The following is a 25,938-nucleotide window of genomic DNA, read 5'->3' as shown; positions in this document are numbered from 1 at the left end:
CCAATTTTAAAATGCTAACTTTAAAATCTCTGCGACGATAACGATTGGTTTAGTGTAACGCAACCCATTTTACTCACAACTTATGCTACAGTCTGAGCACCACACGCGTAGGTCAAGATACTCTGGATTATTCAGGCTCTAGGGTTAAGATACTCGTTGTTCGCCAACCCTGCCTTGACATAGTCAATGAACATTTTAACCTTAGTAAGGTTCTTACGCCCTTCAACACTTACCACCTGTATAGGCAACTTTTTGTCTTCCACATCTTCTAACAAACTTACCAAATCACCACTTCTAAGTGCTTCTGCAACCTGATAGGACATCAACCGAACAACCCCAACGCCTGCAATGGCGGCGTTAATAGCCGCTCTGTTTTGGTTGGATTGAAAACGAGGTGTGAGCTTAATGGCAATAGGTCTGCCGTTTTTGTGATACGTCCATACCGCTGGCTCGTTAAAGCGCTTCGGATAAAGCACACTATGCCGTTTTAAATCTTCTGGCTTTTTTATGGCCGGGCTACTCGCCAAGTAGCTAGGCGCCGCACAGGTTACACGCCGTACGTATCCTACCGTAACACCGTAAAGCGAAGAGTCTTTCGGGTTACCTATACGTATTGCTACATCCATATTGCTATCAATTAGATTCACCACATCGTCGTGAAAATGCCCGTTAACCCTAATGTCGGGATAGTCCTTAAGAAATTGGGATATTATTGGCGTTACATAACGTTCGCCGAACAAAATTGGTGCCGTGATGTTAAGCTCACCTCTGGGCACCAAGTCAATGCCAGACACAGCAGCTTCACTTTGCTCAATATCTGCCAGTATACGTGAAACATGAATAAGGTAATGTTCACCAACCTCACTCAACTTCACTTGCCGCGTTGTGCGATGAAAAAGTCGAGTATTTAACTGTGCCTCTAAATGTGCAATACACCGAGTAACCGCAGGCGCTGACATCGACATCGCGTCTGCAGCTCCTACAAAGCTTCCCGACTTAGCAGCCTCTGCAAACACTCTCATGCACAAAAGCTTGTCCATATTATTTCACTCAATGAAATTATAAATTTCAAAAATAGCTAATTATTAAATAAAAGGAAAGTTCTAATATCGCTATCAGCTTTTACACGTTTTCGTTCAGGTTAACGTTTTTACACTACAGCCCAATGCCTACAGGAGTTATTTATGAGACCACCACTTCCCCCCTTTTCACCTGAAACCGCAGCGCAAAAAGTGCGCCTTGCTGAAGACGCATGGAACACCAAAGATGCGGTAAAAGTTGCAGGTGCTTATACCTTTGACTGCCGTTGGCGCAACCGAGCAGAATTTTTTGAAGGACGTGCTCAAATAGTGAGTTTTTTGACGAGAAAGTGGAACAAAGAGCTCAACTATAAATTAGTAAAAGAGCTATGGGCATTCAACGCAAACCGCATAGCAGTGCGCTTTGCATACGAGTACAAGGACGATTCTGGTCAATGGTATAGAGCTTACGGTAATGAAAATTGGCAGTTCAACCTTGATGGCTTAATGGAAAAACGTATTGCCAGTATCAACGAACATCCTATTTCAGAAAGTGACCGAAAGTTCACGTGGGATGGCGAACGACGCCCTGACGATTTTCCCACGCTGTCCGAGCTTGAGCTGTAAACAATGTTGATAATAACACCCAACTAACCATTTCTATTGAGAGGATGAATTTATGACAAATCCAACAAGCAATACATTGCCAAAAAGCCCTATTGTTTTGATTCAAAACCCTAAATCTGGCCACTGTCACAAAGTTTCATTATTTATGACACTGAATGCCATCCCTTTCACAACCGTTGAGCCTGACATGGCCAAAGGCGAGCACAAGAGTGATCGCTTCAGCTCACTTAACGTGTTTAAACAAGTCCCCGTGATAACAGACGGTGATATCACGTTGGCTGACTCCAATGCCATTCTGGTTTATTTGATCCACGCATACGCAGACAGTGACTATTGGCTAGGAAAGGACGCCAAAGAAAAAGCGCTAATTCAACGCTGGCTATCAGTCTCAGCGGGTGAACTTGCTAAAGGGCCGGCCGCAGCGCGATTAGAATACGTATTTGGAGCAACTATTCATGTGCCCACAGTACTAGCCACCAGCGAGACGTTACTTGCAAACATCGAGGCTCATCTAGGAAACACGGTAAGTGCTTTTTTGGTTGGCGAACACGTTACCGCAGCAGACATCGCCATGTATTCGTATATAGCTCATGCCCCTGAAGGAGGAATATCGTTGTCCAAGTTTCCTCTTATCAATGCCTGGATAAATGCGGTTGAGAGTCTGGATAATTTTGTTCCAATGCCAGCGTCTGACATCGCACCAGCGCGCAATACCAGTCCGCATAGTTAATTGAGGTCGTTATGTCTCTACCTAAGCTATCATCCTTGAACCCAGCGTTTCATCAAGGCGAAATTGCACTGCAAAAAAAGCTGGAAATTGACAGGGAAATCGGTGAGCGGACGAATGGTTTTATCCGTAGCTTTATGCCGGAACAACACAGACAGTTCTTTACATCCAGTCCGTTCACTGTTTTCGCCTTGGTAGACGAAAAAGGGCACCCTGTAGCCACCCCTGTTTGGGGAGAAGGAGGTTTCATAGAAAGTCCCTCTGCTACCCAATTGCGCTTTAGCCTACCAGTAGAAGTTTGGAATATGATGCAACACTCGTTAAATCTCGACGTGACTTCAGGCAGCAAAATTGGAATCGTCGGCATTGAATACGCTACAAGGCGAAGAAATCGGTTGAACGGTACGATAAGTCACGCAACTAATGAAAACCTTTTGGTATTGGTAGATCAAAGTTTCGGTAACTGCCCCCAATACATTCACAAACGAACCACAGTCAAAAAACAACGTGCCGTTCAGACTGCCCCAATGAAAAACACAGTAGGTGCCGGTGATTCTACATTTTTTACTTCAACATCGAATGAGCTCACCCCAAGCGCACGCTCGCTAATATCAAGGGCTGAAACGTTTTTTATTGCCTCACGACATAAATCTTTAGGCCATGCCGCGAATGAAGGGCTAGACGTTTCTCACAGGGGGGGCAAAGCAGGCTTTGTTAAAGTGGAAGGGAATTCGTTAATCTTTCCTGATTTTAGCGGTAATAAATTCTTTAATACCTTGGGCAACATCCTACTGGACCCACGCGTCGGTCTGTGTTTTTGGGATAATGAAACAGGTGACCTTCTGTTTATAAAAGCAAAGGCGAGTATCGAATCCCTCGAATCGAATATAACCGCATTTGAAGGTGCAGAGCGCTTTGTGTCTCTTTCGGTACTCTCGGTAACACATATTTCGGGTGTATATCCCTACTCCCATGAGATTACAGACATGTCCCCCTATACACTAAAGACAGGCGACTGGAAATAAGCGGTTAATTGATGAACCCTATCATCTAGTTAGCGTAATCAATTGGAATACCGTAACCAGAATGGTTACGCTGTTTAGACAAAAAGTCTTGGTTAGGTTTTGTAGACAAGGGCAAATGCCCGCGTAGACACAGGGGCAGAACATGAGTGATAAGCGTAACATAAAAACGTACAACAAACCCGCTGGCGGATGGGGAGCACTAAAGAGTGTAACCCAGAGCTGGATCCAAAGCGAAAAGCCACTTAAGAATCTACGAGCCATGCTCAAAACGAACCAAGACAAAGGCTTTGACTGCCCAGGCTGTGCGTGGGGTGAATCACCAGAAAGTGGTTTAGTGAAGTTTTGTGAAAATGGTGCTAAAGCAGTGAACTGGGAGTCTACCGGTCGCTATGTAGACCCAACATTTTTCTCTAAGTATTCGGTCGGCTCACTGAAAAAGCACACCGACTACTGGCTTGAGTCACAAGGGAGACTCACCCACCCTATGCGCTACAATGCTCAAGCAGACCATTACGAACCAGTATCATGGGACGATGCCTTCGCACTTATTGCCAAACACTTGAAGGGTTTACATTCCCCTCATCAGGCGGAGTTTTATACCTCCGGGCGGGCGAGTAATGAAGCCGCCTATTTATATCAGTTATTCGTGCGCGCATTTGGCACAAATAATTTTCCCGATTGTTCAAATATGTGCCACGAAGCGTCGGGGCAAGGTATGAAACCTACGATAGGCGTGGGCAAAGGCACAGTTACGTTCAATGATTTTGCAAAAGCAGACACCATTTTTGTTATCGGCCAAAATCCGGGAACTAACCACCCTCGCATGCTAGAACCTCTTCGTGAAGCAGTACGAAGAGGGGCGCAAGTGGTATGCTTCAACCCGTTAAAAGAGCGTGGCCTTGAACGATTTCAAAACCCGCAGCATCCCGTTGAAATGCTTACCAATGGCTCTGAGCCAACCAATACCGCCTATTTCAGGCCTGCTCTTGGTGGTGACATGGCGGTTATGCGCGGCATCGCTAAATGGCTGTTAACTTGGGAGCAAGAAGCCAAAGCGAACAATGCTCCTCCCGTATTCGACCACGACTTTATTAACGCACATACCAATGGAATGGACGATTATTTGAGTGCCGTTGAAGCGACGAGCTGGGAGCATATTGAAGCGCAGAGCGGTTTATCAAAAGACGAAATACGTCACGCGGCAACCATGTACAGACGTGGAGAACGGGTGATCATGTGCTGGGCAATGGGGATCACCCAACACAAGCACTCAGTAGCTACGGTTCAGGAAATAGTGAACGTACAACTACTACGAGGAAACGTGGGCAAGCCTGGTGCAGGGCTTTCTCCCGTTCGTGGCCACAGCAATGTGCAGGGGGATAGAACTGTGGGTATTAACGAAGTACCCCCCAAAGCATTGCTTGACGCACTAGAGAACAAGTTTAACTTCGCCGTTCCACGAGAAAGAGGTCACAATACGATTCAAGCTATCCAGGCTATGGAAAGTGGTGAATCCAAAGTTTTCATCGGCTTAGGCGGTAATTTCGCCCAGGCGACGCCAGATACGCCGCGTACTCACGCTGCGCTGTCACAATGCGACTTAACCGTTCATATCGCCACCAAATTAAATCGTTCTCACCTAACCACAGGTAAAGACGCGCTTATATTACCCTGCTTGGGACGTACTGAAATTGACATGCAGGCTAGCGGGCAACAAGGCGTGACTGTGGAAGATACATTTTCTATGGTCCATATTTCTTATGGCCAACTTCCGCCAAGCTCGCCCGAACTTCGCTCTGAACCCGCTATTATTGCTGGTATCGCGAAGGCGACGTTAGGCAACACGCCGGTAGACTGGGACTTCTTAATAAGCGATTACGACAATATTCGTGAGCTCATTGCCGACACCATAGACGGTTTTAAAGACTTTAACACCAAACTCGCTCAACCAGGTGGTTTTCATTTAGGTAATGCAGCAGGTGAGAGACGCTGGTTAACACCATCGGGCAAAGCCGAGTTTGCTGCTAACGCCCTGCCTGATTCACTGTTAAATGCCGACCTCGTTGCGAAAGGTGAAGAGCCGGACCTCATTTTACAAACACTGCGCTCTCATGATCAGTACAACACAACTATTTATGGTATGGATGACCGCTACAGAAACGTGTTTGGCGCGCGGGACGTTCTGTTTGTCAATGAACGTGACATTAAGAAGCTGGGTTTTAACGATGGCGATAAAGTCGACATTACGTCAATGTGGAACGACGGCAAAACACGCCAAGTTAAACAGTTTATGTTGGTGGCTTACGACATCCCGCAAGGTCAAGCGGCAGCATATTACCCCGAAACCAATCCGTTAGTACCACTAGAAAGTTACGGTGATGGCACGTTCACACCAACATCGAAATTTATCGCGATCAAGCTTTCTAAATCTGAATCAGATGGCAGAATAGCAGTCTCTGCGGTGTAAGCTTTTCTTTGCTTATCCGGCACTTATCAGTACAGGCCCTTTGTTTCTAACTGGCTCGCTGCGCACTACTTTTCTTGCGGTGCGTAAGCTCTTGGAGGGTCATACTTAGGTACATGGATCAGGGTGAGACCATAACGGCTTGCCCACTTTACTGATAAGGCTGTAGGAGCAGATAGCGTCACTACCAAAGGTAATTTAGCTCTTATCGCTTTTTGAACCAACTCTAAACTGCAGCGGCTTGTGAGCACAACAATACCTTCAGGTTGAAAGAGTTTTTGGTGGTGATAGCACCAATTAATTTATCAAAAGCATTATGCCTTCCTATATCTTCTCGGCATGCCAGCACATTGCGCTTAGCATCAATGTAGAGCGCTCCATGCACCGCACCGCTCTGCTGAGCTAATGCTTGCGCATTAGATATAAGGCTTCGCAATCCTTTAAACCAGCTCACATCAGGCAAAGGCGATACATCAATAGACGTCAATTGAGGCAAAGCGTTGTCTAATGCCTCAACACCGCAGAGCCCACAGCCCGACGCCCCCGCCAATTGCCGTTTATTTTCCTTTAACTTCCAGAACGCCTGATTGGCAATTTCAACTTCCGCATTGATGTGTTCTTTGTGATGCGTCAATTCAATACCGTAAAGCTGGCGGGGATGTTCGATAATGTCGTTACTTAAACTGAAGCCCACAATGAAATCTTCAATGTCGTTTGGGGTTATCAGCATTACGGCATAATTAATACCGTTATAACTAATGCTTAAAGCGACTTCTTCGGCAAGGGCAAACTTTTGCGTATAGGGTGTAGCATCTAAAACTAATGCGTGTTGTTCAGTGTTACTTTTCATGTGGCCAATCACCTGGAGTATTCACATTCAACCACTCTACGCCATCTTCATTGGACATATTTGCGAGACGCTTTTTGTTATCGCTTTCATCTTTACGCGCTATTTTTTTGAGGTCGCCTTCTTTAAGAGAAACTGCATTGAGAATTTCTAAAAATCCTACCACTCGTCTTTTACTTTGCTCAACTAGATAGTTGGCTAAGAGGGCTTTGGTGTCCTGAGTAACGGGTAAATAGAAAGGCAAAAAGCGTTTTTCCACATAACATGCCTTTTCAGCCTCTCGCCCTCGCGAGACTAATATTCTCAAAAGCTCGGGCGTCATCTGCGGCATGTCAACGGGAAGAACAAGTAGTTCACAAGGATTGCCATTGTGATTATCAGGTTGAGATAGTGCGTCTAAAACAGCATGTACTCCGCTAAGCGGACCTGCATCTTCAATTTTGTCATTCAAAAAACCTGGCGCGTTGCGGCTAATTAACACTTTATCGCAACTCGCAGACTGTAAAAGTAACGAAGCATTATCGATGAGAGTACGGCCCTGATAACGCATAAGTGCTTTATCTTGCCCCATTCTGCGCGATTGACCACCCGCAAGCGCTAAACCGATGAGTGTCGTATTCACTTTACTCACAGCATATGCCCCCTTTATTGAAAATCTCCTCATATCCTTTTAAAAACTCAAAGCATTGTTTGGCAATGGGAGAGCTGGGTTCGCCTTTTCGCATGATGAGCCCTAAAGGCGAAATGGTTTTACCATCGTCAACAGTAACATAGGCGAGTCCTAAATCATCATTGGCCTTTGCGACGTTGGTTGGAAGGATCGTACAACACATCCCCTTTTTCACTGCTTGCAGTAAACAATGAACCGAGTCTGATTCAATAACAGGCTCATTGTTCACGCCCACATTAGCCATGTTTAACGTGATTGACTGCCTAAAGTGCATTGAAGGTGTTAATAACCCAAGTGGCAGTGATGAAAGAGACTGCCAGCTTAGGGTATCTTGCTCAAAGCAGTAATGATTAGGGTGATACAGCAACACCATTGGTGTAGCTTTAAACGGCAAAATATGGAAGTGTTGCGCGCTCATGCCTTCAAGGTAACAAAGACCCAGGTCAAGCTCGTTACGGTGTAGCGCGTTAACGATATACTCACTGCTATGTGTTTGTAAGGAAAACTGTAGTGCACTGTGCTGTTTTGAGAGGGTGTCAATAATGTCGATAGGATCGACACTCGCTAGAGGAACGGCACCAATCCGAAGTCGGCCAACTAAGGCACCTTTGCACGATGCAGCTTCCGCTTGTAGTCCGTCACACGCCGCTAAGATATTCCTTGCCCATGCCAAAATTCTTTCACCTTCCGGCGTAAAGCCTTGGAATCTGTGGTTGCGAGCCACCAACTGAATGCCAAGCTCATCTTCTAAATTATGAAGGCGTGAAGAAAGCGTGGGTTGTGTAACATTGCACGACTTAGCCGCTTTACCGAAGTGCTGCGTCTCATCTAACGCGACCAGAAACCGGAGCTGACGAATATCCAAAGACCAATTCCTTAATCATGATAGATAGCTTCTATCATGATTCTACCAATGAAATGCTTGACTTGTAAGTACATTAAACGCATGTTTTTAGAATAAGCCAAAAATCCCAAAAATATGTGCACATACTGATTGATAGAAACTATCACTCAAGATTATTCGCCCAGCATAGATTTAGCATTTTGTTCTGCGCAAGCGCTTCAACGCTGCTAGACCGACATCGCCTGAAAAATTTGTAGACGACGTGTACTAGCGCCTGTTGACCTTTGATGATGCCTTCTTACAACAAGTCCCATTGAAAATAGAAATAGCCATACCGTTGCGGCTTCACTTACTGCATGAGTAACCGTAGTCAAATAGCCAATATCAGCAAACGACGCTACAGTGGTATCACTTAACGAAATTGGATATGGCCCCAAATACCCTGTCATTAAATCTGATGAACCACCAGGCCAAGGTTCGTCCCAGTGACTGTTGGCAGTGCCGGCTCCTCCCCCCAGTTCTACAGGAATAAATGTGGCGTTTTCAACAAACTCGCGGCGATAAATTTCCAAAGCGTACTCTCCGATGTAACGCCCTGAACCGCTGACGTAGTTAGATTGGCTGCCCGCAATAAAAAAGTCGGTCGTCCACAATGTTCCAAATCCAATAACATGGGCCATCTCGTGTACGATGACATCAAAAAGCGTACCGCGACTTTCTAAGCTATCAAGGTCTGCCGTATCAAAACGCATGCGGCCTTTATTTGCATAAACAAAAGTGCTGTCTGGTAGCTGAGTGATACCCGTTGGGCCAGCACTACCCAATACGCCACCCACACCATCAAGTGCAACGCCACTCGCATCTATAACAATATTGTGATTAAACTCGCTTTGAACGCCTATTAGGTAAGACTCCCAATAAGCGATTGCATCATCAAAAACGCTGGATTGTGAAGGTGTTAAACCACCAAGATCGTTAATAGAAATTTTGAATAGTCCTGCATTTGCTGAAAAAGACACACACAACGACACCACAACACTGAAGAACCACTTAATTGAGACACCCATGGCACCCCTCCAAAACTAAGAAAAAACGTTCGATGCAAATAAAATTAGTAACGTAGGCCTGTTTATCTTTGCTGTATTTCAAAGCTCAACAGGGTAAGGACTAAAAAAAACTATAGTAGAGAAAACCGTAAGTAGTTATGAGAAAGATTGCTTGTTAACGGCAAAAGTAAAAATTACTAAAGATCAACGTGTTGAATTTTTTAACAGAGAATGCTTAACGGTAAGTCGTTCGCCATTGGCACAATGGCGTATTGGGAGGGGGCGAATTATTGAAATTTTTTTACGTCTACTTTCCCGCTTACCACGCTCTGTGATACAGAACGCGGCTGCGAGAATCAATTAGAGGGCCTACCAGGTTAAATCATCTGGAATTTCATAATCGGCGTACCAATCATCTTCTTCTTCATCTTTACCATCGGCTCCGCTCTTATCTAAATCAGCACGGTAAATAACTGAAGCCTCGTCGCGCTGTGCAATTTTGTCAGCAACGGGGGCTGGTACTAGTTCATAAGCGTCATCTAGCAATACAACAGCCAAACGACCTTTTGTCACTTGCTTGTGCATCTCTTCACTCACATACAGACGCTTTACTACGTTGTCGTGTGTAAAGTTAAGTAAGGTTTCGCCATTGCGCGGTTGTTTGTTTACCGTAATAAGCTGCCTTACCTGCGCAATAATTGAGCGCTTCTCTCGCTCCTGCTGTTGAAGCTGGTTTAGCTCGCGTGAGCGCGCTTTTTTCTCTTCAGCTGCTTGTTGAGCAGCAATAGTCGCTTCATCAGCGACAGGTTGTTTTTGCTTATTCTTTTGCTTTTGTTTTTTGCGTTTATCTGCACGCGCTTGCTTTGCAGACGCTTTATCGGCCAAACCGGCTTTCAGTAGTTGGTCTTGTAAGGAGGCCATAATTACTCTCTGTTACTCTGTTTCTATTGATACGCTTTGCAGACGTTTACCGTCTTTTAACTACGTAACAAGCCCGAGCAATGTCGGGCTTGTGAATTTCAATTAAAGGTCTATTTTTACCTTTTCCGAATTAAAGGCGTTACTTCTTCTTGGCTTTAGTCGCTGGCTTTTTAGCGGCTTGCTCCTGCCATTTGCCATTGTCGTACCACGCAGACCACCCTGTTGCTTTACCGTTGTCATTCTCAGACATCACGTATTGCTGTTTGGTCTTCCTGCTGTATCGAACTATTGCAGGGTTACCATCAGGGTCTGTTTGTGGCGCATCAGCAAGATAGTAGAATTTCGGCGAAATTCTATCTCTAAAGCGAGCAAGTTCTTCCACTTTCGGCGCACGAGTTTCACGCGACTTTGGAAAGTTATGCGCCGCTAAGAAAATTCCCGAAGCGCCATCACGTAGCATAAAATGCGCGTCAGACTTTTCACACGGAAGCTCAGGTAAATCTACCGGATCTTCTTTTGGCGGCGCAGCTTCACCGTTTCTAAGTAGCTTACGAGTATTCTTACACTCTTCGTTGGTGCAGCCGAAGTATTTACCAAATCGACCGTTTTTAAGCTCCATATCGCTGCCACATTTATCACACTCAATAATGGGGCCGTCATAGCCTTTTATCTTGAATGTGCCTGTTTCAACTAAGGTGCCATCACATGTTGGCGTGTTACCACACACATGAAGTTTACGGGTTTCGTCAACCAAGTAACTGTCCATCGCCGTGCCGCACTTAGGACAACGCTTTTTAGAACGAAGCGCTTCCGTTTCGAGCTCTTCTTCATCGTCCACTTTCACGACTTCATCACCAGGCGTTAAATTCATGGTGTTTGTGCAGCGCTCTTTCGGCGGTAAATTGTAGCCTGAACAGCCCAAGAATACGCCAGTTGACGCGGTTCTCACGTTCATTTCACGGCCGCATTTATCGCACTCAACACCTGCAGGCACTGCCTGATTCAAGCGCATACCGCCCTCTTCAGGGTCTTTCTCAGCGTTTAACAGTTTTCCGTAGAAGCCGCTGTAAAAGTCGTTGAGCACGTCCTTCCAATCTTTCTTGCCTTCAGCAATATCATCAAGATGCTGCTCCATGTTGGCAGTGAAGTCATAGCTCATTAAATCGTCAAAGTTTTCCATCAGACGATCGTTTACGATTTCGCCCATTTTCTCGGCATAAAAACGCTTGTTCTCTAAGCGCACATAGCCGCGATCTTGAATCGTCGAAATAATACTGGCGTAGGTCGATGGACGACCAATACCGCGTTTTTCAAGCTCTTTTACTAACGAAGCTTCATTAAATCGCGCTACAGGCTTGGTGAAGTGTTGTTTAGGATCAAGCGCTTTTAAGTCAAGCACATCGCCTTTTTGTACATCAGGCAACATGAGCTCTTCTTCGCCTTTTTTGCGAAGCTGAGGCTGAACGCAAGTCCAACCATCGAACTTAAGTACGCGGCCTTTCGCCGTCAGCTCGTAATCACCCGCCGCCACTTTGATAGTGGTTGCATCGTACTTAGCTGGGGTCATTTGACAGGCCACAAACTGGCGCCAAATAAGCTCATAAAGACGCTGTGCATCGCGTTCCATATCGCCTAAACTTGCAGCACTTATGCTCACGTTTGAAGGACGGATCGCTTCGTGCGCCTCTTGCGCACCTTCTTTACTGCCGTAGCGATTTGGCGAATCAGGCAGGTACTTGTCACCAAAATTATCTGAAATGTATGCACGAGCACTGTCCAACGCCTCTTGGCTTAAATTGGTTGAATCCGTACGCATATAGGTGATGTAGCCCGCCTCATAAAGGCGCTGTGCCATCATCATGGTTTTCTTAACACCAAAGCCCAATCGAGTACTTGCCGCTTGTTGTAGCGTTGAGGTAATAAATGGTGCAGAAGGACGACTTTGCGTAGGCTTTGACTCGCGGCTTTCTACCGTGTAGTTAGCCCCTTCTAAGTCAGCAAGCGCTTTATCAGTTTCGGCCTTGTTTTTAGGCTTGAACGCATTGCCCTGGTGCTTTGCTACCAGCATGCGCAGTGCCGCTTTTTGCTTGCTAGTTAAATCTGCGTGTACGTCCCAAAACTCTTCAGGTACAAACGCTTTAATTTCTCGCTCACGCTCTACAACAAGTCTAACCGCTACCGATTGAACTCGCCCTGCTGAGAGGCCTCGCGCAATTTTTTTCCACAGAAGTGGCGATACCATGAAGCCTACAACACGGTCCAGGAATCGACGAGCCTGCTGGGCGTTGACGCGAGAGATATTTAGTTCGCCCGGATCTGAGAACGCATCTTGAATCGCGTTTTTAGTAATTTCGTTAAACACCACTCGCTGGTAAGTTTTGTCTTTTTTACCTAGCAGCTCTTGTAAATGCCATGCAATCGCTTCCCCTTCGCGGTCCAAATCGGTCGCGAGATAGATAGTGTCAGCATCTTTAGCAAGCTTTTTAAGTTCGTTAACGACTTTCTCTTTACCCTGCAGCACTTGATAGTGGGCTTTCCAGTCTTTCTCTGGATCCACACCCATTCTGTCTACAAGCTTCAAATATTCGTGACGGCGAAGATATTCTTGACGCTCTTCTTCGCTTAAAGTTTTGAGTTCTTTAGCCGGTTTTTTAGGCTCTACTTTGCCTAAAGCCTTCGTCGGAAGATCTCGCACGTGGCCAACCGAACTTTTTACGATAAAATTTTTACCGAGATATTTATTTATCGTTTTCGCTTTGGCTGGTGACTCGACTATGACCAGTGATTTTGCCATATAATTGAACTAAACCTATTGATTTTTAATGACTATTTACGTCAAATTCTGAAAATTGGAGCAACCTTGCACTATATATAGGGTACTCGCTCTTTTTTAACATATATCTACAAAGTGAATGGAAAACAAGATCTTCTTCATACTTATTCTTTCCTTTGCTTTAAACACGCGCAAAAACTGCACAAAAAACAAACAGCGCGATTGGCATTGGCCTTAAAAGCCGTATAATGCCAGCCATTCCAACCTAGCCTGACAACATGTTCAGGTGTGAAGAAGTGCATCGTTTGCCCCTGTAAAAGAACGAAAGCGTTGCCGCTGCTATTAAATTAATCGCAGTGCGTATGGAAAAGTAACATATAGGGTCAAGCGCCAAAACTCCAAGAATGAGGGAAAGTATGAAGCAGTTTGAAGTTAACTTTGATGGTCTTGTAGGACCTACCCATAACTATGCCGGTTTGTCGTTTGGCAATGTCGCTTCCCTGAACAACGCAAACGCAAAGAGCAGTCCAAAACAAGCTGCAAAGCAAGGCTTAGCCAAAGCAAAGGCGTTGGCCGATATGGGAATGGTTCAAGGTGTGTTGGCCCCACAAGAGCGTCCTGACATCGCCGCACTGCGTCGATTAGGTTTCACAGGCTCTGATGCTCGCGTGCTAGAAAGCGCTGCAAAGCAATCTCGCGAGATTTTCCTTGCTTGTTGTTCTGCCAGTAGCATGTGGACTGCAAATGCCGCCACTGTGTCTCCTAGTGCCGATACTGCCGATGGTCGCGTTCACTTTACCCCTGCAAACTTAACCAACAAGTTCCATCGTTCACTAGAGCCTCAGGTTACAGGCAATATCCTGCGTGGTACATTTGCCAATGAAAAGCACTTTGCTCATCACCAGCACTTGCCAGATAACGAGCATTTTGGTGACGAAGGTGCAGCTAACCACACGCGAATTTGCAGCAACTATGGTCAGGCAGGCGTAGAGTTGTTTGTTTATGGTCGTCATGCATTTGATACCAGCAAACCAGCACCGAAAAAATATCCGGCTCGCCAAACGCTAGAAGCATGCCAAGCAGTAGCTCGCTTACACGGTCTAGACGACGATGGCGTAGTTTACATGCAGCAAAACCCAGACGTTATCGACCAGGGCGTATTCCACAACGATGTGATCGCTGTTGGTAACCAAAATGTGTTGTTTTTCCACGAGCAAGCGTTTTATCAAAAAGACGCTGGATTTAAAGAGCTTCAAGCTAAATTTGGTAGCGAACCGCTGCATTTTATTGAAGTGCCGACTGCTGAAGTCTCTGTACAAGACGCAGTAAAAACCTACTTGTTCAATACGCAAATTATAACGCTTCCAGGTGGTGATATGACCATCATTGCGCCAACTGAGTGTGAGGAAAATGAAGCCGTTAAGCGCTATTTAGACAAGCTGGTAACACTGGGTACGCCCATTAAGTCGGTTAATTATTTTGATGTTAAACAAAGCATGCGTAATGGCGGTGGTCCGGCATGTTTGCGTTTGCGCGTTGCAATGAATGACCAAGAACTCGCCGCGGTTAATCAAAATACGTTAATTAACGATTCACAGTTCGCACGCTTAAATGCATGGGTCGACAAACACTATCGCGATGAATTAAGCGAAGATGACTTGCGCGATCCGCAGCTTCTCATTGAATCTCGTACTGCGCTTGATGAGCTTACACAAATCCTTAAAATTGGTTCGGTTTACCCATTCCAACAGGCGTAAGTTAAGTCTGATTAAAATTAAGCGAAAAAGAAAGCCGGCTATAAGCCGGCTTTTTGTTACTTGTTAAGTATAAACTCTTTATGGTGTGACCAGCGTACACTGATCAGTTACGCCGAATGGATTAGCCGGCGGTGACGCCCCTTCATCCGTCACGTCGTCAGCAGAGATACTTAGGGTGTAACGCATCTTCGCACTTGCTTCGCTGCCTGTAGACTGCCCGAACACTGAAATGACAGCGTCATACCAGATTGCATAGCTGCGAGGATAACGGTATTCCAATTCCGCGTAACCATTCTCATCTGTCACCGCTGCACCGTTGGCAAACGCGATGGTCCCAATTAATCCAGGAGTTAACATACCGTCTTCATTGGTATCTTCATCTCTTGGTGTTGTATCCAAAATACCGTTGTCGTTAACGTCTTCGGTTTCACAGTTTTGATTTACTATTGCAACCCATTGAGAAGCATCATCGTCGAATACCCAAAAGCCGGTTCTATACTCACCGCCATTTACGTATTTTACCGGCGCAACTGACGCAGTCAGGTTGACGCCACTGACTGGCTGACCTGCAGAATCTGATACAAACACACCAAAGCGCTTTAGGTAAGAAGTCGATGTGGCTTCTTCAAGCTCATTACCCGTTCCTAGCGAGATATCAAAAGCACGTGCGCCCACTGTTAACACAACCTCGTCGTCAATGGCTGGGTCGTCAGCAACAAAAGCAGTAACCACTACCGCGTCTTGAGTCGATACCGATCCTGAAGTAAAGACAGTGGTCGCTATCCCCTTGCTGTCGGTGGTTGCCTGAGAAGGTGATACAAATCCGGTCGATACGTCAGATACAGAGAAGTTAACCACACTGTTTTTCACTAAGTTTCCATCAACGTCGCGAACAACTGCACTGATGGTACTGGTTTGACCGTCAGGGCCAATGATGTCAGGTGATGCATCGGCAATCAGTGTGTGAGGTGTGGTAGCAATAAACTCAATCTGAGTGAGTGCTGAAACCAACACATTCCCACTTCCGTCACTCGCTGATGCAGTAATTGAAGAGATACCAGCATTATTCGCACTGATATCAATACTCGCTTGCCCTTCAGCATCGGTCACTACAGTTGCGTTGCCCGCAATAACGCCACGTGACGCGCTAAAAGTAACATTCTGACCTACCACAGGCGTGTTGTCTTGACGCCACTGGACCGTAATAGTTTGAGTCTGCCCTAGCGGCACTTCCTCTGTAGGCAAGTTGACAAAGTTAAATTCGTCTTGCTGAACTTGCACCGTAAAGCTGGTCTCAGCGTTAAGTGCTGCCGCAGTGATAGTATCTTCGCCAGACGTTGATGCAGTGTAAGACACTGTCGCTTGTCCGTTTGCGCCCGTATTAACAGTCGTGCTGCTAAGCGTTCCGTTAACCGCACTTAGCACTACGTCTTGGTTGAGAATTGATGTTCCGTCAGAGTCCTGAACACGAATTGTATAATCTACGCTGTCGTTCAAAATAACTGACGATGCACCGTTGATGGTGACTTCTGTACCAGCAATGGTAATTTCAACTGTTTGCGTAAGGCTGCCTGCACCTGCTGTAATGGTGACGGTGCGGTTTGACGCATCGTTTTGAGACGTTAATATTGCGCGCGCTGTACCATCTGCGGCGGTTTCTGGTTGAGTTAATTGAAGTTCAACCCCATCGCCTGATGCGGCAGAGAAGCTTACTTCTACCCCTTCCATCAGCACACTTTGTTCATTTTTAACCAGTGCTATCAACTCAACTTCATCACTACCGCTTGAGGCGAGCTGAATGCTGTTAGCATAAAGCTCCAGTGACGCGGGCTCTTCACTTACCGTTGTACTGCCCGAAGAGCTGAATGTAGTTGAATCCGCTTCACCCGTTGACAAAGTAGCCGTTACTTCACCATCCCCTGATGCGCTTCCCACCGACATACCGATCGACGCTACGCCTTCTGCATTAGTCAGTGCAGTGGCAGTATCGTTAGAAAACGTCGCTAAATCATCATTGCTCAATGAGAAAGTTAGGAGCAAATCGGCCTGAGGCTCACCCTCAGAATTAGTCACGGTTGCCAGCGCAACCAATGCGTTGCTAGAAGATAAGCTGTTATCTGCTTCCCCACCTGCATTTTGTAGGGCTAGCGATACACTTATTGTTGTTGGGTCGGTGCTTGTCACCGCTGTGGCTGAAAACGTGGTAGTTCCCGTTTCGCCGCTACCGAGCGCAGCGGTAATTTCGCCATCTCCAGAAGCCGTGCTGGCATTAAGGCGTAATCGGGCTACACCATTTGAATTTGTACGCGCCGTTCCCGTGTCGTTGCCAAACTCGGCTAGTTGTTCGTTGCTTAGCGTAAAGGTTAGTAACGCGTCTGCATGCGGATTGCCATCTTGATCTGACACGGTCGCAACAACAAACAGACTATTGTCTTCAGAAAGGCTGTTGTCGCTTGCTCCACTTTCATTTTCCAGTGTTAAAGCGATTGAATAGGTCGGTGATGTGGTACCGCCGTCTCCGCTTCCGTTATCCGTGTTATCTCGAGAGACTGATGAACCGCCCCCACCACATGCTGTTAGCATAAATAATGCGCTAATTAGGCTTAGCGTTTTCGCTAATGTCGACATAATTCGTTCCTGAACCTCTTTTATTGACAATTGCGTCGTTTTTTATGTTTAAAAATCAACTGAATCTGGCACACTACGAAAGATTAAAAATATAAAAATGCACAGGGAACATTAATGTCTTCATCTGCACATAAATATAGTTTAACCGCCCGCATCTTTATCGGCATGGCTGCCGGTATCTTGACTGGTGTCTTTCTCCAATTATTGTTTGATGATAGCGGAGATTTTACTTTTTCGATATTCGGTTTAGAGTTCTCAACGTATAACATTCTTGTAGAAGGTATATTTTCCACTCTCGGCCAAATATTTATTGCCAGCTTAAAAATGCTTGTGGTTCCTCTTGTGTTTGTTTCCTTAATTTGCGGAACCAGCACACTGTCTGACCCTAGTAAATTGGGAAGACTTGGCGCAAAGTCAGTCGGACTCTATGTTGTCACAACCGCCATTGCCATAACACTAGCCATGAGTATAGCTTTAGTGGTGTCTCCGGGTGACGGGCTAAATCTAACAACAGAAACTACCTTCCAAGCGAAAGAGGCCCCTAGCCTGTCTGACGTTATCGTTAACATGTTCCCAAGCAACCCAATTAACTCAATGGCACAGGGCAACATGCTACAGATCATTGTGTTTGCCGTACTGTTTGGTATAGCTATGGCGATGACAGGTGATGCGGGCAAGCGTCTTACCGCTATCTTTGAAGATATTAATACGGTAATCATGCGTCTTGTTACCATCATCATGAACTTAGCGCCATACGGCGTGTACGTGTTGATGGCGAAACTCTTCTCCACTATTGGTGGCGAAACAATTCTGAGCCTGGCGAAATATTTCTTCTTAGTATTTGGCGTGTTAATCCTTCACGGCCTGGTAACCTACTCAGTGCTGCTAAAAGCTTTATCGGGATTAAACCCTGTTATCTTGATGAAGAAAATGCGTGACGCTGCGCTATTCGCATTTAGTACCTCAAGCAGTAGCGCTACCTTGCCCGTCACTATGGAAACGGCGAAAAACAAGCTTGGCGTAGGTAACTCGGTATCGTCGTTCACCCTGCCGCTAGGCGCAACAATTAACATGGACGGCACGGCCATAATGCAGGGTGTTGCCACGGTCTTTATTGCCCAGGTTTACGCTGTCGATTTAAGCCTTGGCGACTATATGATGGTAGTACTTACCGCCACCCTTGCTTCTATCGGAACCGCCGGTGTGCCAGGTGTGGGCCTTATCATGCTAGCTATGGTATTGCAGCAAGTGAACCTACCGGTTGAAGGGATCGCACTTATTATCGGTGTAGACAGACTGCTGGATATGACACGCACTGCGGTAAACATTACAGGCGACTGTATGGTGTCGTGCATTGTAGCTAAAAGCGAAGGAGCATTGGACGAAAGCGTTTATAACGATCCTAAAGCCGGTTTGAAGCAGGAAGATGTGGACTTCGAACATTTTGAAAAGAATAAATAACGACTACAAAAGCTTCTTTAGCTCGATTTACATATGAGTTTACAGAAGCAGTCGCATACTAAAAAAGGCCAGCATCAATTGCTGGCCTTTTTAGTTAGTTGCTTGCTCCGTTATACCAATCCGCATAGATAATTGCCCACTCAGAAGGCGCTGGCAAGCTTCCTAGCAAAGCGTGGGAATGCAGGAATGGCTGTACCCTTTCAAATTTCTCGCTGAGTGGGTAATGATCTATGCTGACTGGTATTACTTACCCTGTTGAGCTTAAAGTTAGTGAAGCGCTGATGAAGGTGATACCTTGGCTGCCTTTTGCGCTGGATAAATAGTAGCGCCCACACTCAAGAACATAGCAACAACCACGGTTACTACAACGTCTTGCCAATGTAGATCAGATGGTAGGAAATCGATGAAATATATATCGCCTGATAGAATTTCTATGCCTATCGCCACCTCAATAAAGCGAACAATCTCAGAGAGGTTAGGTGCTACCAGTAGCGCTAAAACCACACCTACAGTAATGCCTATAACGCCATTGATAACGCCCTGCAACACGAAGGTATTGCGAATTAAACGATCCGTCGCTCCCATGGTTTTTAATATTGCGATGGCAGCCTGTTTGTCTCTAACCGCCATAACCAGTGACGACACAATGTTAAAACAAGCAACGGCAATGACCAGCGTCAAGGCGATATACACCACAGCTCTAACTAGCTGAATATCGTTATATAAGTGGCCTTGGGTACGTGTCCAGTCAGACATGTAAACACCCTGAGGGTAGCTGTAACCTATATCTCGCATCGTGTCGTAAGATGAAAATGGGTCGATAAGTGTAAACTGAATTCCTTGTGACTTAGATGAAATACCAATAGCTTCAGACGCTGTTTCCAAGTGCATTAAACCCAGTTGGTTATCGAGTTCACCGCCAACAGATAGCACTCCAGAAATAGAAAGCGTAATTGAACGTGGGGCTTTGAAGGTTAGATCCTGAGTTGTTTGAGGAATGAGTATTTGAACAATGTCACCAATATTAAGGTCCATGGAAGCGAAAATACCCTTTCCTACAATGAGACCATTTTTCTGCGTCGAAAAACGTTGCCAATCCTCACTTGTGACTCTTTCAGTATATTTGTCGCTAACACTGTTAACCGGAATACCAGTAACGCTAATTGCCTTCAATTCCCCCTTTGACTGCAACATTCCGGTTATCCCTGTGTATGGCGTGACAGAGGCAATACGGCTATCTTGAGACAAACGATAGAGCTGCGCGTCTAAATTTTCTATTCCGCTTTCGCTCTTGCTATATAATTCACCATGAGGAACCACACTCAAAATACGACTTGTAAGCTCTTTTTCAAACCCGTTCATTACGCTCAGCAACACAATTAGTACAAAGCAACCAAGGGCAATCCCAATGGTGGATGACATAGAAATAAAAGAGATGAAACGCTGTTCTGAACGTGTTTTTCTGAAGCGTTGGGCCAATTCAAAGGCGAGCATCTTGGCTCTCCTTGAATAACGTATCGCTCGCTAATCTGCCGTCCTTTATCTTCAGCACCCTGTCCATTTTCCCGGCCAAGGTAATATCATGGGTAACGACAACAAACGCTGTCCCTTTTTTATCACTTAAGCTAGTAAGCAGTTTATAAATTTGCTCACCCGTCGAGTCATCAAGATTTCCTGTAGGTTCGTCGGCCAGTACCACTGATGGCTCGGTAACTAAAGCTCGTGCTATTGCCACACGCTGTCGTTCACCGCCTGACATGGTCGATGGTAAATGGTCGACGCGGTGAGAAAGCCCAACTTCATCTAACATTTCACGAGCCTTGCCGTGGGCCAATTTGGTCGAAAGCCCTCTAATTCTTAGCGGCATTGCTACATTTTCTAACGCTGTGAATTCACCGAGTAAATGATGAAATTGATAGATAAAGCCCATTTCGTCATTGCGAAGCTTTGCTAATGCATTTCCAGATAATTGACCGAGTGATTTTCCATTGAATTCGACTTCACCGCTAGAAGATTTATCTAACCCTCCAAGAATATGTAAAAGGGTGCTTTTACCTGAGCCGGAGCTACCTAAAATAGCAACATGTTCGCCAGCTTTTATTGAAAGAGAGACATCGTGTAAAACGGGGGTAGCATTACTGCCATCTTGATAGGTTTTATTAATATTGCGGCAAATTAGCACGTCCTGCATGCGAGTATTCTTCTTTAATTTCCAGACGGTGAATGGTAGCGTTAAACACTACCAACACCAACTGAAAAATAACAGCGCTAAAACGTAAATATCAATCTGTATTATTGCGTGCCTTGAACGCTTTTGGCCAACGCATCCGCAGACTGTGGCTTGCCAAATAACCACCCTTGACCAAAGCCGATGGTTAATCCTTTCAGTTCATTGCATTGATCAATGTTTTCAACCCCTTCTGCAATCAAATCAACATTAAGTCCTTCGGCAATACTCACAATGTGAGGGATGAGTGATGAACGAATGCTGTTATCTTCCATATCCATAACAAAGCTGCGGTCAATTTTAAGGTAATCACAGTTTAGCGTTTTAAGCTGGCTTAAATTTGAATAACCCACTCCAAAGTCGTCAATTGCAAATAAGAAGCCTTTACTCTTCAGTGACTTAATATGCTTCACCGCACTATGAGTGGCGATTTGCTCATCTTCAGTGATCTCTAAAACTAACTTGAAGTTCTTTACGTTCATATCTAGTACAAAGTCTAGGTCCAAACAACCTTCGCGGGTAAAATCGAAGGGGAATAGATTAAACGATACCTTAAAGCCTTCGGGGATCTCTGGGTTTTCGTTGAGTTCTCTCATGGCGGTGGTAATCATATCAACCGTAAATTCCCAGGTCATATCCTGCTCTTTTACCTGAGGAATAAATTCGTCAGGGTAAATCGGCCCAAATTCATCCTCAAATCGACTCAATACTTCGCACCCAATGACCTTTCCCGATTCCAAGTTTACAAAAGGTTGGTACAAGCAGTAGAACTTATGTTCTTTTAGCCCTTTACTGACGCGAGACTCAAGTGAACGTCGTCGTCTTAAATAGTTAAAGGTAAGCATATGCGTCAACGCTGCTGTCATTAGCATAGCAAACACAAACAACACCAGCTTGCCCATGTGCAAATCTAATACGCGACCGTGATCAGATTTCACTTTTAGGCAGGTATGATTGTAGCGTTCATCACACTGGATAAATTGTAAGGAAAAGTAGCCAGTGCGTGCGTCCATGTCATCTTGGCTGAGGGTAGAACCGACAAGGCTAGGATTACCTGCCATATGATAAAACTGATCGCCATTGTAGAACAGCTGCCAATCTTGCGTGTAGCTGTAACCAATGACACTATCCATATCCAATACTGCGTTGTAACGTCCGCGCTGTACTATAGTACCGGTAGCTTGTTTATCGAAAAGCTGAAGAGGAGTATTTATCCAAAAAGCGTCGCCAAGCTGAGTATAAAAATCAGGCTTAACCTCTTTCATGGGCTCTTCTAGAATGCCCAAATAAGTACTGCACAATAGCTCGTTATTTTGATAAAAACCTATCTCTTTTACAAATCGAGAGCGAAACAAGGTTTTTCGCATTTCCGCTAAGTTATCCATTTCACAGGTTTGATACGGCAGCGCATTTAGGTAATCGAGCGTGATCTCAGCATCTCTAAATACTACGCGCACATTATCTAGTATTTCTGTAGCGCGACTCTCCTCTTGTTCTCGAATAAACATAAACATAACGATAGCGAGTAATAGGGTCACACCCACTACGCTTAGCAATGACACCCCAATTGCTTTTAAATTATCAGCAAGAAAGTACTGTTTTTGGTCGCTTTTATTCATAATTTCCGTGTTTTTTTAGCGTGAACGACCTAACTTTAGTACAAATTAAAAAAAAGACACTACGACTTTAGGGCATGTTACTGTTTGTTGGGTGTTTTTTTACTTTATAGAAGACTATTAATCGAAGAGGAATAATGTTTCTAATGTCACATTGTGCAATTGGGAAACGGAGCAATTTCTTGAATGGCTAACTGACAAGAGGGTAAGAATAAATAAAGTGCGATTGCGAGAACAGCAATTTTAACTGCAGAGTGAGAAAGAACTTTTTGAGTGTCCCCAGAAGGGGGAATTATCTAAGAAGAAAAGCTTATCATTAATGGCGGAGCGGACGGGACTCGAACCCGCGACCCCCGGCGTGACAGGCCGGTATTCTAACCAACTGAACTACCGCTCCGCATAATGGGAAGCGCGCTTTATTCGATTAATGGCGGAGCGGACGGGACTCGAACCCGCGACCCCCGGCGTGACAGGCCGGTATTCTAACCAACTGAACTACCGCTCCACATAATCGAGATTGCGCTGTATAACTAAATGGCGGAGCGGACGGGACTCGAACCCGCGACCCCCGGCGTGACAGGCCGGTATTCTAACCAACTGAACTACCGCTCCGAAGACCTTTTAGTTATACCATTGAAAGAGTGGCGGAGCGGACGGGACTCGAACCCGCGACCCCCGGCGTGACAGGCGGTATTCTAACCAACTGAACTACCGCTCCACATCTTCAATGTTATCAGTGAGTTGACTTGGCTGTTGTTGCCCTGTCCCCTGACTGCGGCGCAGATAATACGTATTCCCCTATGTGGAGTCAACGCTTTTTATTAATAAAATTGTCATCTGCGGTTTGTTTGCCTGTTAAATAGGCATTATGTCGAAATAAAATTCAAACTGAACAAATTAGCGACGCCTTAAACTGAAGCGCTGGTCTCCCTGCTATTCCTTTTCAGCTTTTTCACGCTTTTTGAATAGCCCTAACAGTTTTTTAAACCCCTTAGGTTCAGATTCCATAGTAAGGTCAGCATCGGTGGTTTCTCCGGATGGCTTTGCAGTACTATTTGCTTGCTTAGGCGCAGACGCCTTTTTTCGCATAATAATAATTACAGCAGCAGCGATTACTCCGATGAGCACTATAGACCCATTTACGGCCACCAGAATGAGGGTTAGCGTCCCATCATCCATTTCATCTTCTACCGAATTTGGCTGCATATCGTCTTGTGGCACTTCAGGTTGCGTTATTGAGGGTGCACTGCCATCAACGATAGGATCTTTTCCATTGATTAAAGGGTCTTCAACCTCAGGCTCGGCAGGTCCCTCTGCCACAAAACTATATTCAGGGACATCTAATATAAAATCGCGCCCATCCATTGTCGTGCCGTAAGCAGTGAGTTTTACCCTAAAAATTCCTTCTTCGTAGGCGACAATTAAGTGCTCTCGAGGATCCACACCGCCTTCTGTTAGCGAAAAATTCTGCATATCGGAATTAGGAAACTTCACTTTGCCATCGACTAACAGTGACTCGATGTCGACTAATTCACGGTCTACATCAATGATAATTTTATGATATCCCTCTCCGCCTCCATCCATTTCAACATCAATAGACACGGGATTTTCATGTAAGACGATAAGTTCGCCTATTTGCTCGCGGGTGTACATTGGTGTGCTTACGCGAAAAATAGGCTTCCATTCACCAGCCGGTATTTTCAAGTTGAACTGGCCAGTAAAAACGCCATCTCCTGGTCGCTCATCCATCCCTCGCCCATCGTCTTTAAATGTCGCTATGCGCTGGTCATTTGTACCAAAGTTGCCGTAGTTAGGGTTATTGGTACTCTTAAACTCAATTTCTAAATCAACGACATCTCTGAACTGTTTGTTTTCTATAGGCTTGCCGTTGTTGGTTAAATAGGCTGTGGATTTAAGTATTTCGCCGGCAAACAGCACATTTGGTAACGGCTCAGCATGAAGTTCAACATTAGACAAAACCATTACACGGCTTTCCGGTAATACTTGACCTACAGCTTGCCAAGGCCCAGGCACAGGATCTTTGATGGTGATCATGTCAAAGGTATCAGCGTCGTACCACTGCACCTTTTCTTCGTCGACGCGCCCTTGAAATAGCTTTGAACCATCGGGTCTAACCAGCACTACAGGGGCAGAACCGTACTCCCTAAAGAAAACCATGGTGATTTCTTTAACGTTATAGTCAACGCGAAAGCGGTTTTGTAACAGTTGAATGGAGTTGGTGTATTCATCACCAAGCTCTGTAAGAGGAGATGTATCTATTGTTGCGTTGCTTGATTGAGCATTTTGTACAGCACTATCTGCTAGCTGCCTTGCAGCATCGCGCTCGTCCTCTTGCGACTGAGCGCCAGCGGTTAAGTGTATAAACAATGATAAAAGAATTACCCAATAAAACCACACTCTCACGCTACGCTGCTCCTGCATTGTTTGGCTACTTTATTTCTATTTGATTATGTTTTGCTAAGACACCTCTTCAGGCTGAGGACGCCATAAGCATTTGCCACCCGCTTTTTCCACTATGTCCAAGCGAGCCTCGTGCTGTGTTATTTCATCGGCGGTAGCTTTAATAACCTTTAATTTATTTGCGCTTCGCTTAACTCTTCGTATCGCGGTGGAATCGGCATCACTGCCAGAGCTAGATGCTAGTTTAAGTTTGGTCTGCCCACCGGTCATTAACAGGTAAACATCTGCCAGAATTTCCGCATCCAGCAAAGCGCCGTGAAGAGTTCGATGACTGTTGTCTATACCATAACGCTTACACAAGGCATCGAGGTTGTTCTTTTGGCCTGGGTGCATTTGGCGAGCAAGAGTAAGTGTATCGAGAACATCGCAAATTTGGTTAGTAATAACGCCTTTGGTAGACGCTTCCATGCCAAACTCGTGATCCATAAACCCAACGTCGAAGGGCGCGTTGTGAATGACTAACTGTGCCCCTTTGATAAAGCTCACAAACTCCTGAGCCACTTGAGAAAATGTAGGCTTGTCGGCAAGAAATTCATTGGTTATACCGTGGACTTCAATTGCCTCTTGTTCAATGTGACGGCCTGGGTTGATGTAAACGTGAAAGTGATTCCCCGTCAAACGGCGGTTAACCACTTCAACACACCCTATTTCGATAATGCGGTGGCCTTCTTTGGGGTCAATACCTGTGGTTTCAGTATCGAGAACAATTTGGCGCATGGAACCTCTACTATAATTGCACTTTCATTTTTTGATAGTATATCAATCCCTTCGCAATCCGCTAAGGGAAAAGATACGATAAATTACG

Annotated in this window: 20 protein-coding genes and 4 tRNA genes; 6 read left to right on the top strand and 18 right to left on the bottom strand. The window is 45.4% G+C overall.

Annotation, left to right across the window (positions count from 1 at the left end; genetic code table 11):
* Positions 1-131 precede the first annotated feature (131 nt).
* Complete coding sequence (locus MASE_RS07840) at positions 132-1,040, bottom strand: LysR family transcriptional regulator (RefSeq protein ID WP_041693461.1); 909 nt, start codon at positions 1,038-1,040, stop codon at positions 132-134.
* 144 nt (positions 1,041-1,184) lie between these two features.
* On the opposite strand from MASE_RS07840, the gene MASE_RS07835 reads away from it, so the two are divergent.
* From MASE_RS07835 to MASE_RS07820, 4 genes are all read left to right on the top strand, one after another.
* The gene (locus MASE_RS07835; RefSeq protein ID WP_014949199.1) at positions 1,185-1,646 is read left to right on the top strand and encodes a nuclear transport factor 2 family protein; all 462 of its coding nucleotides are present in this window, start codon (positions 1,185-1,187) and stop codon (positions 1,644-1,646) included.
* A gap of 52 nt (positions 1,647-1,698) precedes the next feature.
* The gene (locus MASE_RS07830) at positions 1,699-2,376 is read left to right on the top strand and encodes a glutathione S-transferase family protein (RefSeq protein ID WP_014949198.1); all 678 of its coding nucleotides are present in this window, start codon (positions 1,699-1,701) and stop codon (positions 2,374-2,376) included.
* 11 nt (positions 2,377-2,387) lie between these two features.
* Positions 2,388-3,398, top strand: coding sequence for a pyridoxamine 5'-phosphate oxidase family protein (locus MASE_RS07825; protein ID WP_041693459.1), 1,011 nt, complete (start codon positions 2,388-2,390; stop codon positions 3,396-3,398).
* A gap of 142 nt (positions 3,399-3,540) precedes the next feature.
* Positions 3,541-5,865: an FdhF/YdeP family oxidoreductase gene (locus MASE_RS07820; RefSeq protein ID WP_014949196.1), complete on the top strand. Its 2,325-nt coding sequence runs from the start codon at positions 3,541-3,543 to the stop codon at positions 5,863-5,865.
* A 65-nt stretch (positions 5,866-5,930) separates the two neighbouring features.
* Here the strand turns inward: MASE_RS07820 and MASE_RS20400 are convergent, their stop codons facing one another.
* From MASE_RS20400 to topA, 7 genes are all read right to left on the bottom strand, one after another.
* The gene (locus tag MASE_RS20400; RefSeq protein ID WP_269719638.1) at positions 5,931-6,113 is read right to left on the bottom strand and encodes a formate dehydrogenase accessory sulfurtransferase FdhD; all 183 of its coding nucleotides are present in this window, start codon (positions 6,111-6,113) and stop codon (positions 5,931-5,933) included.
* Positions 6,089-6,712, bottom strand: a complete 624-nt coding sequence (locus MASE_RS07815) for a formate dehydrogenase accessory sulfurtransferase FdhD (protein WP_014949195.1) — start codon at positions 6,710-6,712, stop codon at positions 6,089-6,091. Before MASE_RS07815 ends, MASE_RS20400 begins: the two co-directional genes overlap by 25 nt.
* The gene (gene mobA, locus MASE_RS07810) at positions 6,702-7,340 is read right to left on the bottom strand and encodes a molybdenum cofactor guanylyltransferase (RefSeq protein ID WP_014949194.1); all 639 of its coding nucleotides are present in this window, start codon (positions 7,338-7,340) and stop codon (positions 6,702-6,704) included. The genes MASE_RS07815 and mobA overlap by 11 nt, the downstream gene beginning before the upstream one ends.
* Positions 7,333-8,244 carry a LysR family transcriptional regulator gene (locus tag MASE_RS07805; RefSeq protein WP_014949193.1) on the bottom strand — a complete coding sequence of 304 codons (912 nt, stop codon included), beginning with the start codon at positions 8,242-8,244 and terminating at the stop codon, positions 7,333-7,335. Before MASE_RS07805 ends, mobA begins: the two co-directional genes overlap by 8 nt.
* Before the next feature lie 206 nt (positions 8,245-8,450).
* Positions 8,451-9,290: a leishmanolysin-related zinc metalloendopeptidase gene (locus tag MASE_RS07800; RefSeq protein WP_014949192.1), complete on the bottom strand. Its 840-nt coding sequence runs from the start codon at positions 9,288-9,290 to the stop codon at positions 8,451-8,453.
* A 348-nt stretch (positions 9,291-9,638) separates the two neighbouring features.
* Positions 9,639-10,190: a DUF2058 domain-containing protein gene (locus MASE_RS07795; RefSeq protein WP_014949191.1), complete on the bottom strand. Its 552-nt coding sequence runs from the start codon at positions 10,188-10,190 to the stop codon at positions 9,639-9,641.
* A 139-nt stretch (positions 10,191-10,329) separates the two neighbouring features.
* Positions 10,330-12,984: a type I DNA topoisomerase gene (topA, locus tag MASE_RS07790; protein ID WP_014949190.1), complete on the bottom strand. Its 2,655-nt coding sequence runs from the start codon at positions 12,982-12,984 to the stop codon at positions 10,330-10,332.
* Positions 12,985-13,379: 395 nt separating this feature from the next.
* Here topA and astB point away from each other — a divergent pair, with 395 nt between their 5' ends.
* The gene (astB, locus tag MASE_RS07785; protein WP_014949189.1) at positions 13,380-14,720 is read left to right on the top strand and encodes an N-succinylarginine dihydrolase; all 1,341 of its coding nucleotides are present in this window, start codon (positions 13,380-13,382) and stop codon (positions 14,718-14,720) included.
* Positions 14,721-14,798: 78 nt separating this feature from the next.
* On the opposite strand, the gene MASE_RS07780 is transcribed toward astB, so the two are convergent.
* Positions 14,799-17,348, bottom strand: a complete 2,550-nt coding sequence (locus MASE_RS07780; RefSeq protein ID WP_014949188.1) for a beta strand repeat-containing protein — start codon at positions 17,346-17,348, stop codon at positions 14,799-14,801.
* A gap of 114 nt (positions 17,349-17,462) precedes the next feature.
* Here MASE_RS07780 and MASE_RS07775 point away from each other — a divergent pair, with 114 nt between their 5' ends.
* A complete protein-coding gene (locus MASE_RS07775) occupies positions 17,463-18,809 on the top strand; it encodes a dicarboxylate/amino acid:cation symporter (RefSeq protein ID WP_014949187.1) in 1,347 nt (448 codons plus the stop codon).
* Positions 18,810-19,076: 267 nt separating this feature from the next.
* Here the strand turns inward: MASE_RS07775 and MASE_RS07770 are convergent, their stop codons facing one another.
* From MASE_RS07770 to dnaQ, 9 genes are all read right to left on the bottom strand, one after another.
* The gene (locus tag MASE_RS07770; protein ID WP_014949186.1) at positions 19,077-20,303 is read right to left on the bottom strand and encodes a lipoprotein-releasing ABC transporter permease subunit; all 1,227 of its coding nucleotides are present in this window, start codon (positions 20,301-20,303) and stop codon (positions 19,077-19,079) included.
* Positions 20,290-21,000 carry a lipoprotein-releasing ABC transporter ATP-binding protein LolD gene (gene lolD, locus MASE_RS07765; protein WP_014949185.1) on the bottom strand — a complete coding sequence of 237 codons (711 nt, stop codon included), beginning with the start codon at positions 20,998-21,000 and terminating at the stop codon, positions 20,290-20,292. Before lolD ends, MASE_RS07770 begins: the two co-directional genes overlap by 14 nt.
* A gap of 101 nt (positions 21,001-21,101) precedes the next feature.
* Positions 21,102-22,655 (bottom strand): EAL domain-containing protein, encoded by a 1,554-nt coding sequence (locus tag MASE_RS07760; protein ID WP_014949184.1) that lies wholly within the window; start codon positions 22,653-22,655, stop codon positions 21,102-21,104.
* 317 nt (positions 22,656-22,972) lie between these two features.
* A tRNA-Asp gene (locus MASE_RS07755) sits at positions 22,973-23,049 on the bottom strand.
* Positions 23,050-23,080: 31 nt separating this feature from the next.
* A tRNA-Asp gene (locus MASE_RS07750) sits at positions 23,081-23,157 on the bottom strand.
* A 30-nt stretch (positions 23,158-23,187) separates the two neighbouring features.
* Positions 23,188-23,264: transfer RNA gene (locus tag MASE_RS07745), tRNA-Asp, on the bottom strand.
* 30 nt (positions 23,265-23,294) lie between these two features.
* A tRNA-Asp gene (locus tag MASE_RS07740) sits at positions 23,295-23,370 on the bottom strand.
* A gap of 215 nt (positions 23,371-23,585) precedes the next feature.
* Complete coding sequence (locus MASE_RS07735) at positions 23,586-25,094, bottom strand: TIGR03503 family protein (RefSeq protein ID WP_014949183.1); 1,509 nt, start codon at positions 25,092-25,094, stop codon at positions 23,586-23,588.
* 36 nt (positions 25,095-25,130) lie between these two features.
* Positions 25,131-25,850, bottom strand: a complete 720-nt coding sequence (gene dnaQ, locus MASE_RS07730; RefSeq protein WP_014949182.1) for a DNA polymerase III subunit epsilon — start codon at positions 25,848-25,850, stop codon at positions 25,131-25,133.
* Between the last annotated feature and the right edge of the window lie 88 nt (positions 25,851-25,938).

This window comes from Alteromonas macleodii ATCC 27126, assembly GCF_000172635.2.
GTDB classification, from domain to species: Bacteria; Pseudomonadota; Gammaproteobacteria; order Enterobacterales; family Alteromonadaceae; genus Alteromonas; species Alteromonas macleodii.
The sequence above is the reverse complement of the archived record's forward strand: the minus strand, read 5'-3'. Positions and strand labels throughout refer to the sequence as shown.

Coding starts and splice junctions, on each gene's coding strand:
- MASE_RS07840 (WP_041693461.1), bottom strand. CDS start 1,040: ATGGACAAGCTTTTGTGCATGAGAGTGTTTGCAGAGGCTGCTAAGTCG.
- MASE_RS07835 (WP_014949199.1), top strand. CDS start 1,185: ATGAGACCACCACTTCCCCCCTTTTCACCTGAAACCGCAGCGCAAAAA.
- MASE_RS07830 (WP_014949198.1), top strand. CDS start 1,699: ATGACAAATCCAACAAGCAATACATTGCCAAAAAGCCCTATTGTTTTG.
- MASE_RS07825 (WP_041693459.1), top strand. CDS start 2,388: ATGTCTCTACCTAAGCTATCATCCTTGAACCCAGCGTTTCATCAAGGC.
- MASE_RS07820 (WP_014949196.1), top strand. CDS start 3,541: ATGAGTGATAAGCGTAACATAAAAACGTACAACAAACCCGCTGGCGGA.
- MASE_RS07815 (WP_014949195.1), bottom strand. CDS start 6,712: ATGAAAAGTAACACTGAACAACACGCATTAGTTTTAGATGCTACACCC.
- MASE_RS07800 (WP_014949192.1), bottom strand. CDS start 9,290: ATGGGTGTCTCAATTAAGTGGTTCTTCAGTGTTGTGGTGTCGTTGTGT.
- MASE_RS07795 (WP_014949191.1), bottom strand. CDS start 10,190: ATGGCCTCCTTACAAGACCAACTACTGAAAGCCGGTTTGGCCGATAAA.
- topA (WP_014949190.1), bottom strand. CDS start 12,984: ATGGCAAAATCACTGGTCATAGTCGAGTCACCAGCCAAAGCGAAAACG.
- astB (WP_014949189.1), top strand. CDS start 13,380: ATGAAGCAGTTTGAAGTTAACTTTGATGGTCTTGTAGGACCTACCCAT.
- MASE_RS07780 (WP_014949188.1), bottom strand. CDS start 17,348: ATGTCGACATTAGCGAAAACGCTAAGCCTAATTAGCGCATTATTTATG.
- MASE_RS07775 (WP_014949187.1), top strand. CDS start 17,463: ATGTCTTCATCTGCACATAAATATAGTTTAACCGCCCGCATCTTTATC.
- MASE_RS07770 (WP_014949186.1), bottom strand. CDS start 20,303: ATGCTCGCCTTTGAATTGGCCCAACGCTTCAGAAAAACACGTTCAGAA.
- lolD (WP_014949185.1), bottom strand. CDS start 21,000: ATGCAGGACGTGCTAATTTGCCGCAATATTAATAAAACCTATCAAGAT.
- MASE_RS07760 (WP_014949184.1), bottom strand. CDS start 22,655: ATGAATAAAAGCGACCAAAAACAGTACTTTCTTGCTGATAATTTAAAA.
- MASE_RS07735 (WP_014949183.1), bottom strand. CDS start 25,094: ATGCAGGAGCAGCGTAGCGTGAGAGTGTGGTTTTATTGGGTAATTCTT.
- dnaQ (WP_014949182.1), bottom strand. CDS start 25,850: ATGCGCCAAATTGTTCTCGATACTGAAACCACAGGTATTGACCCCAAA.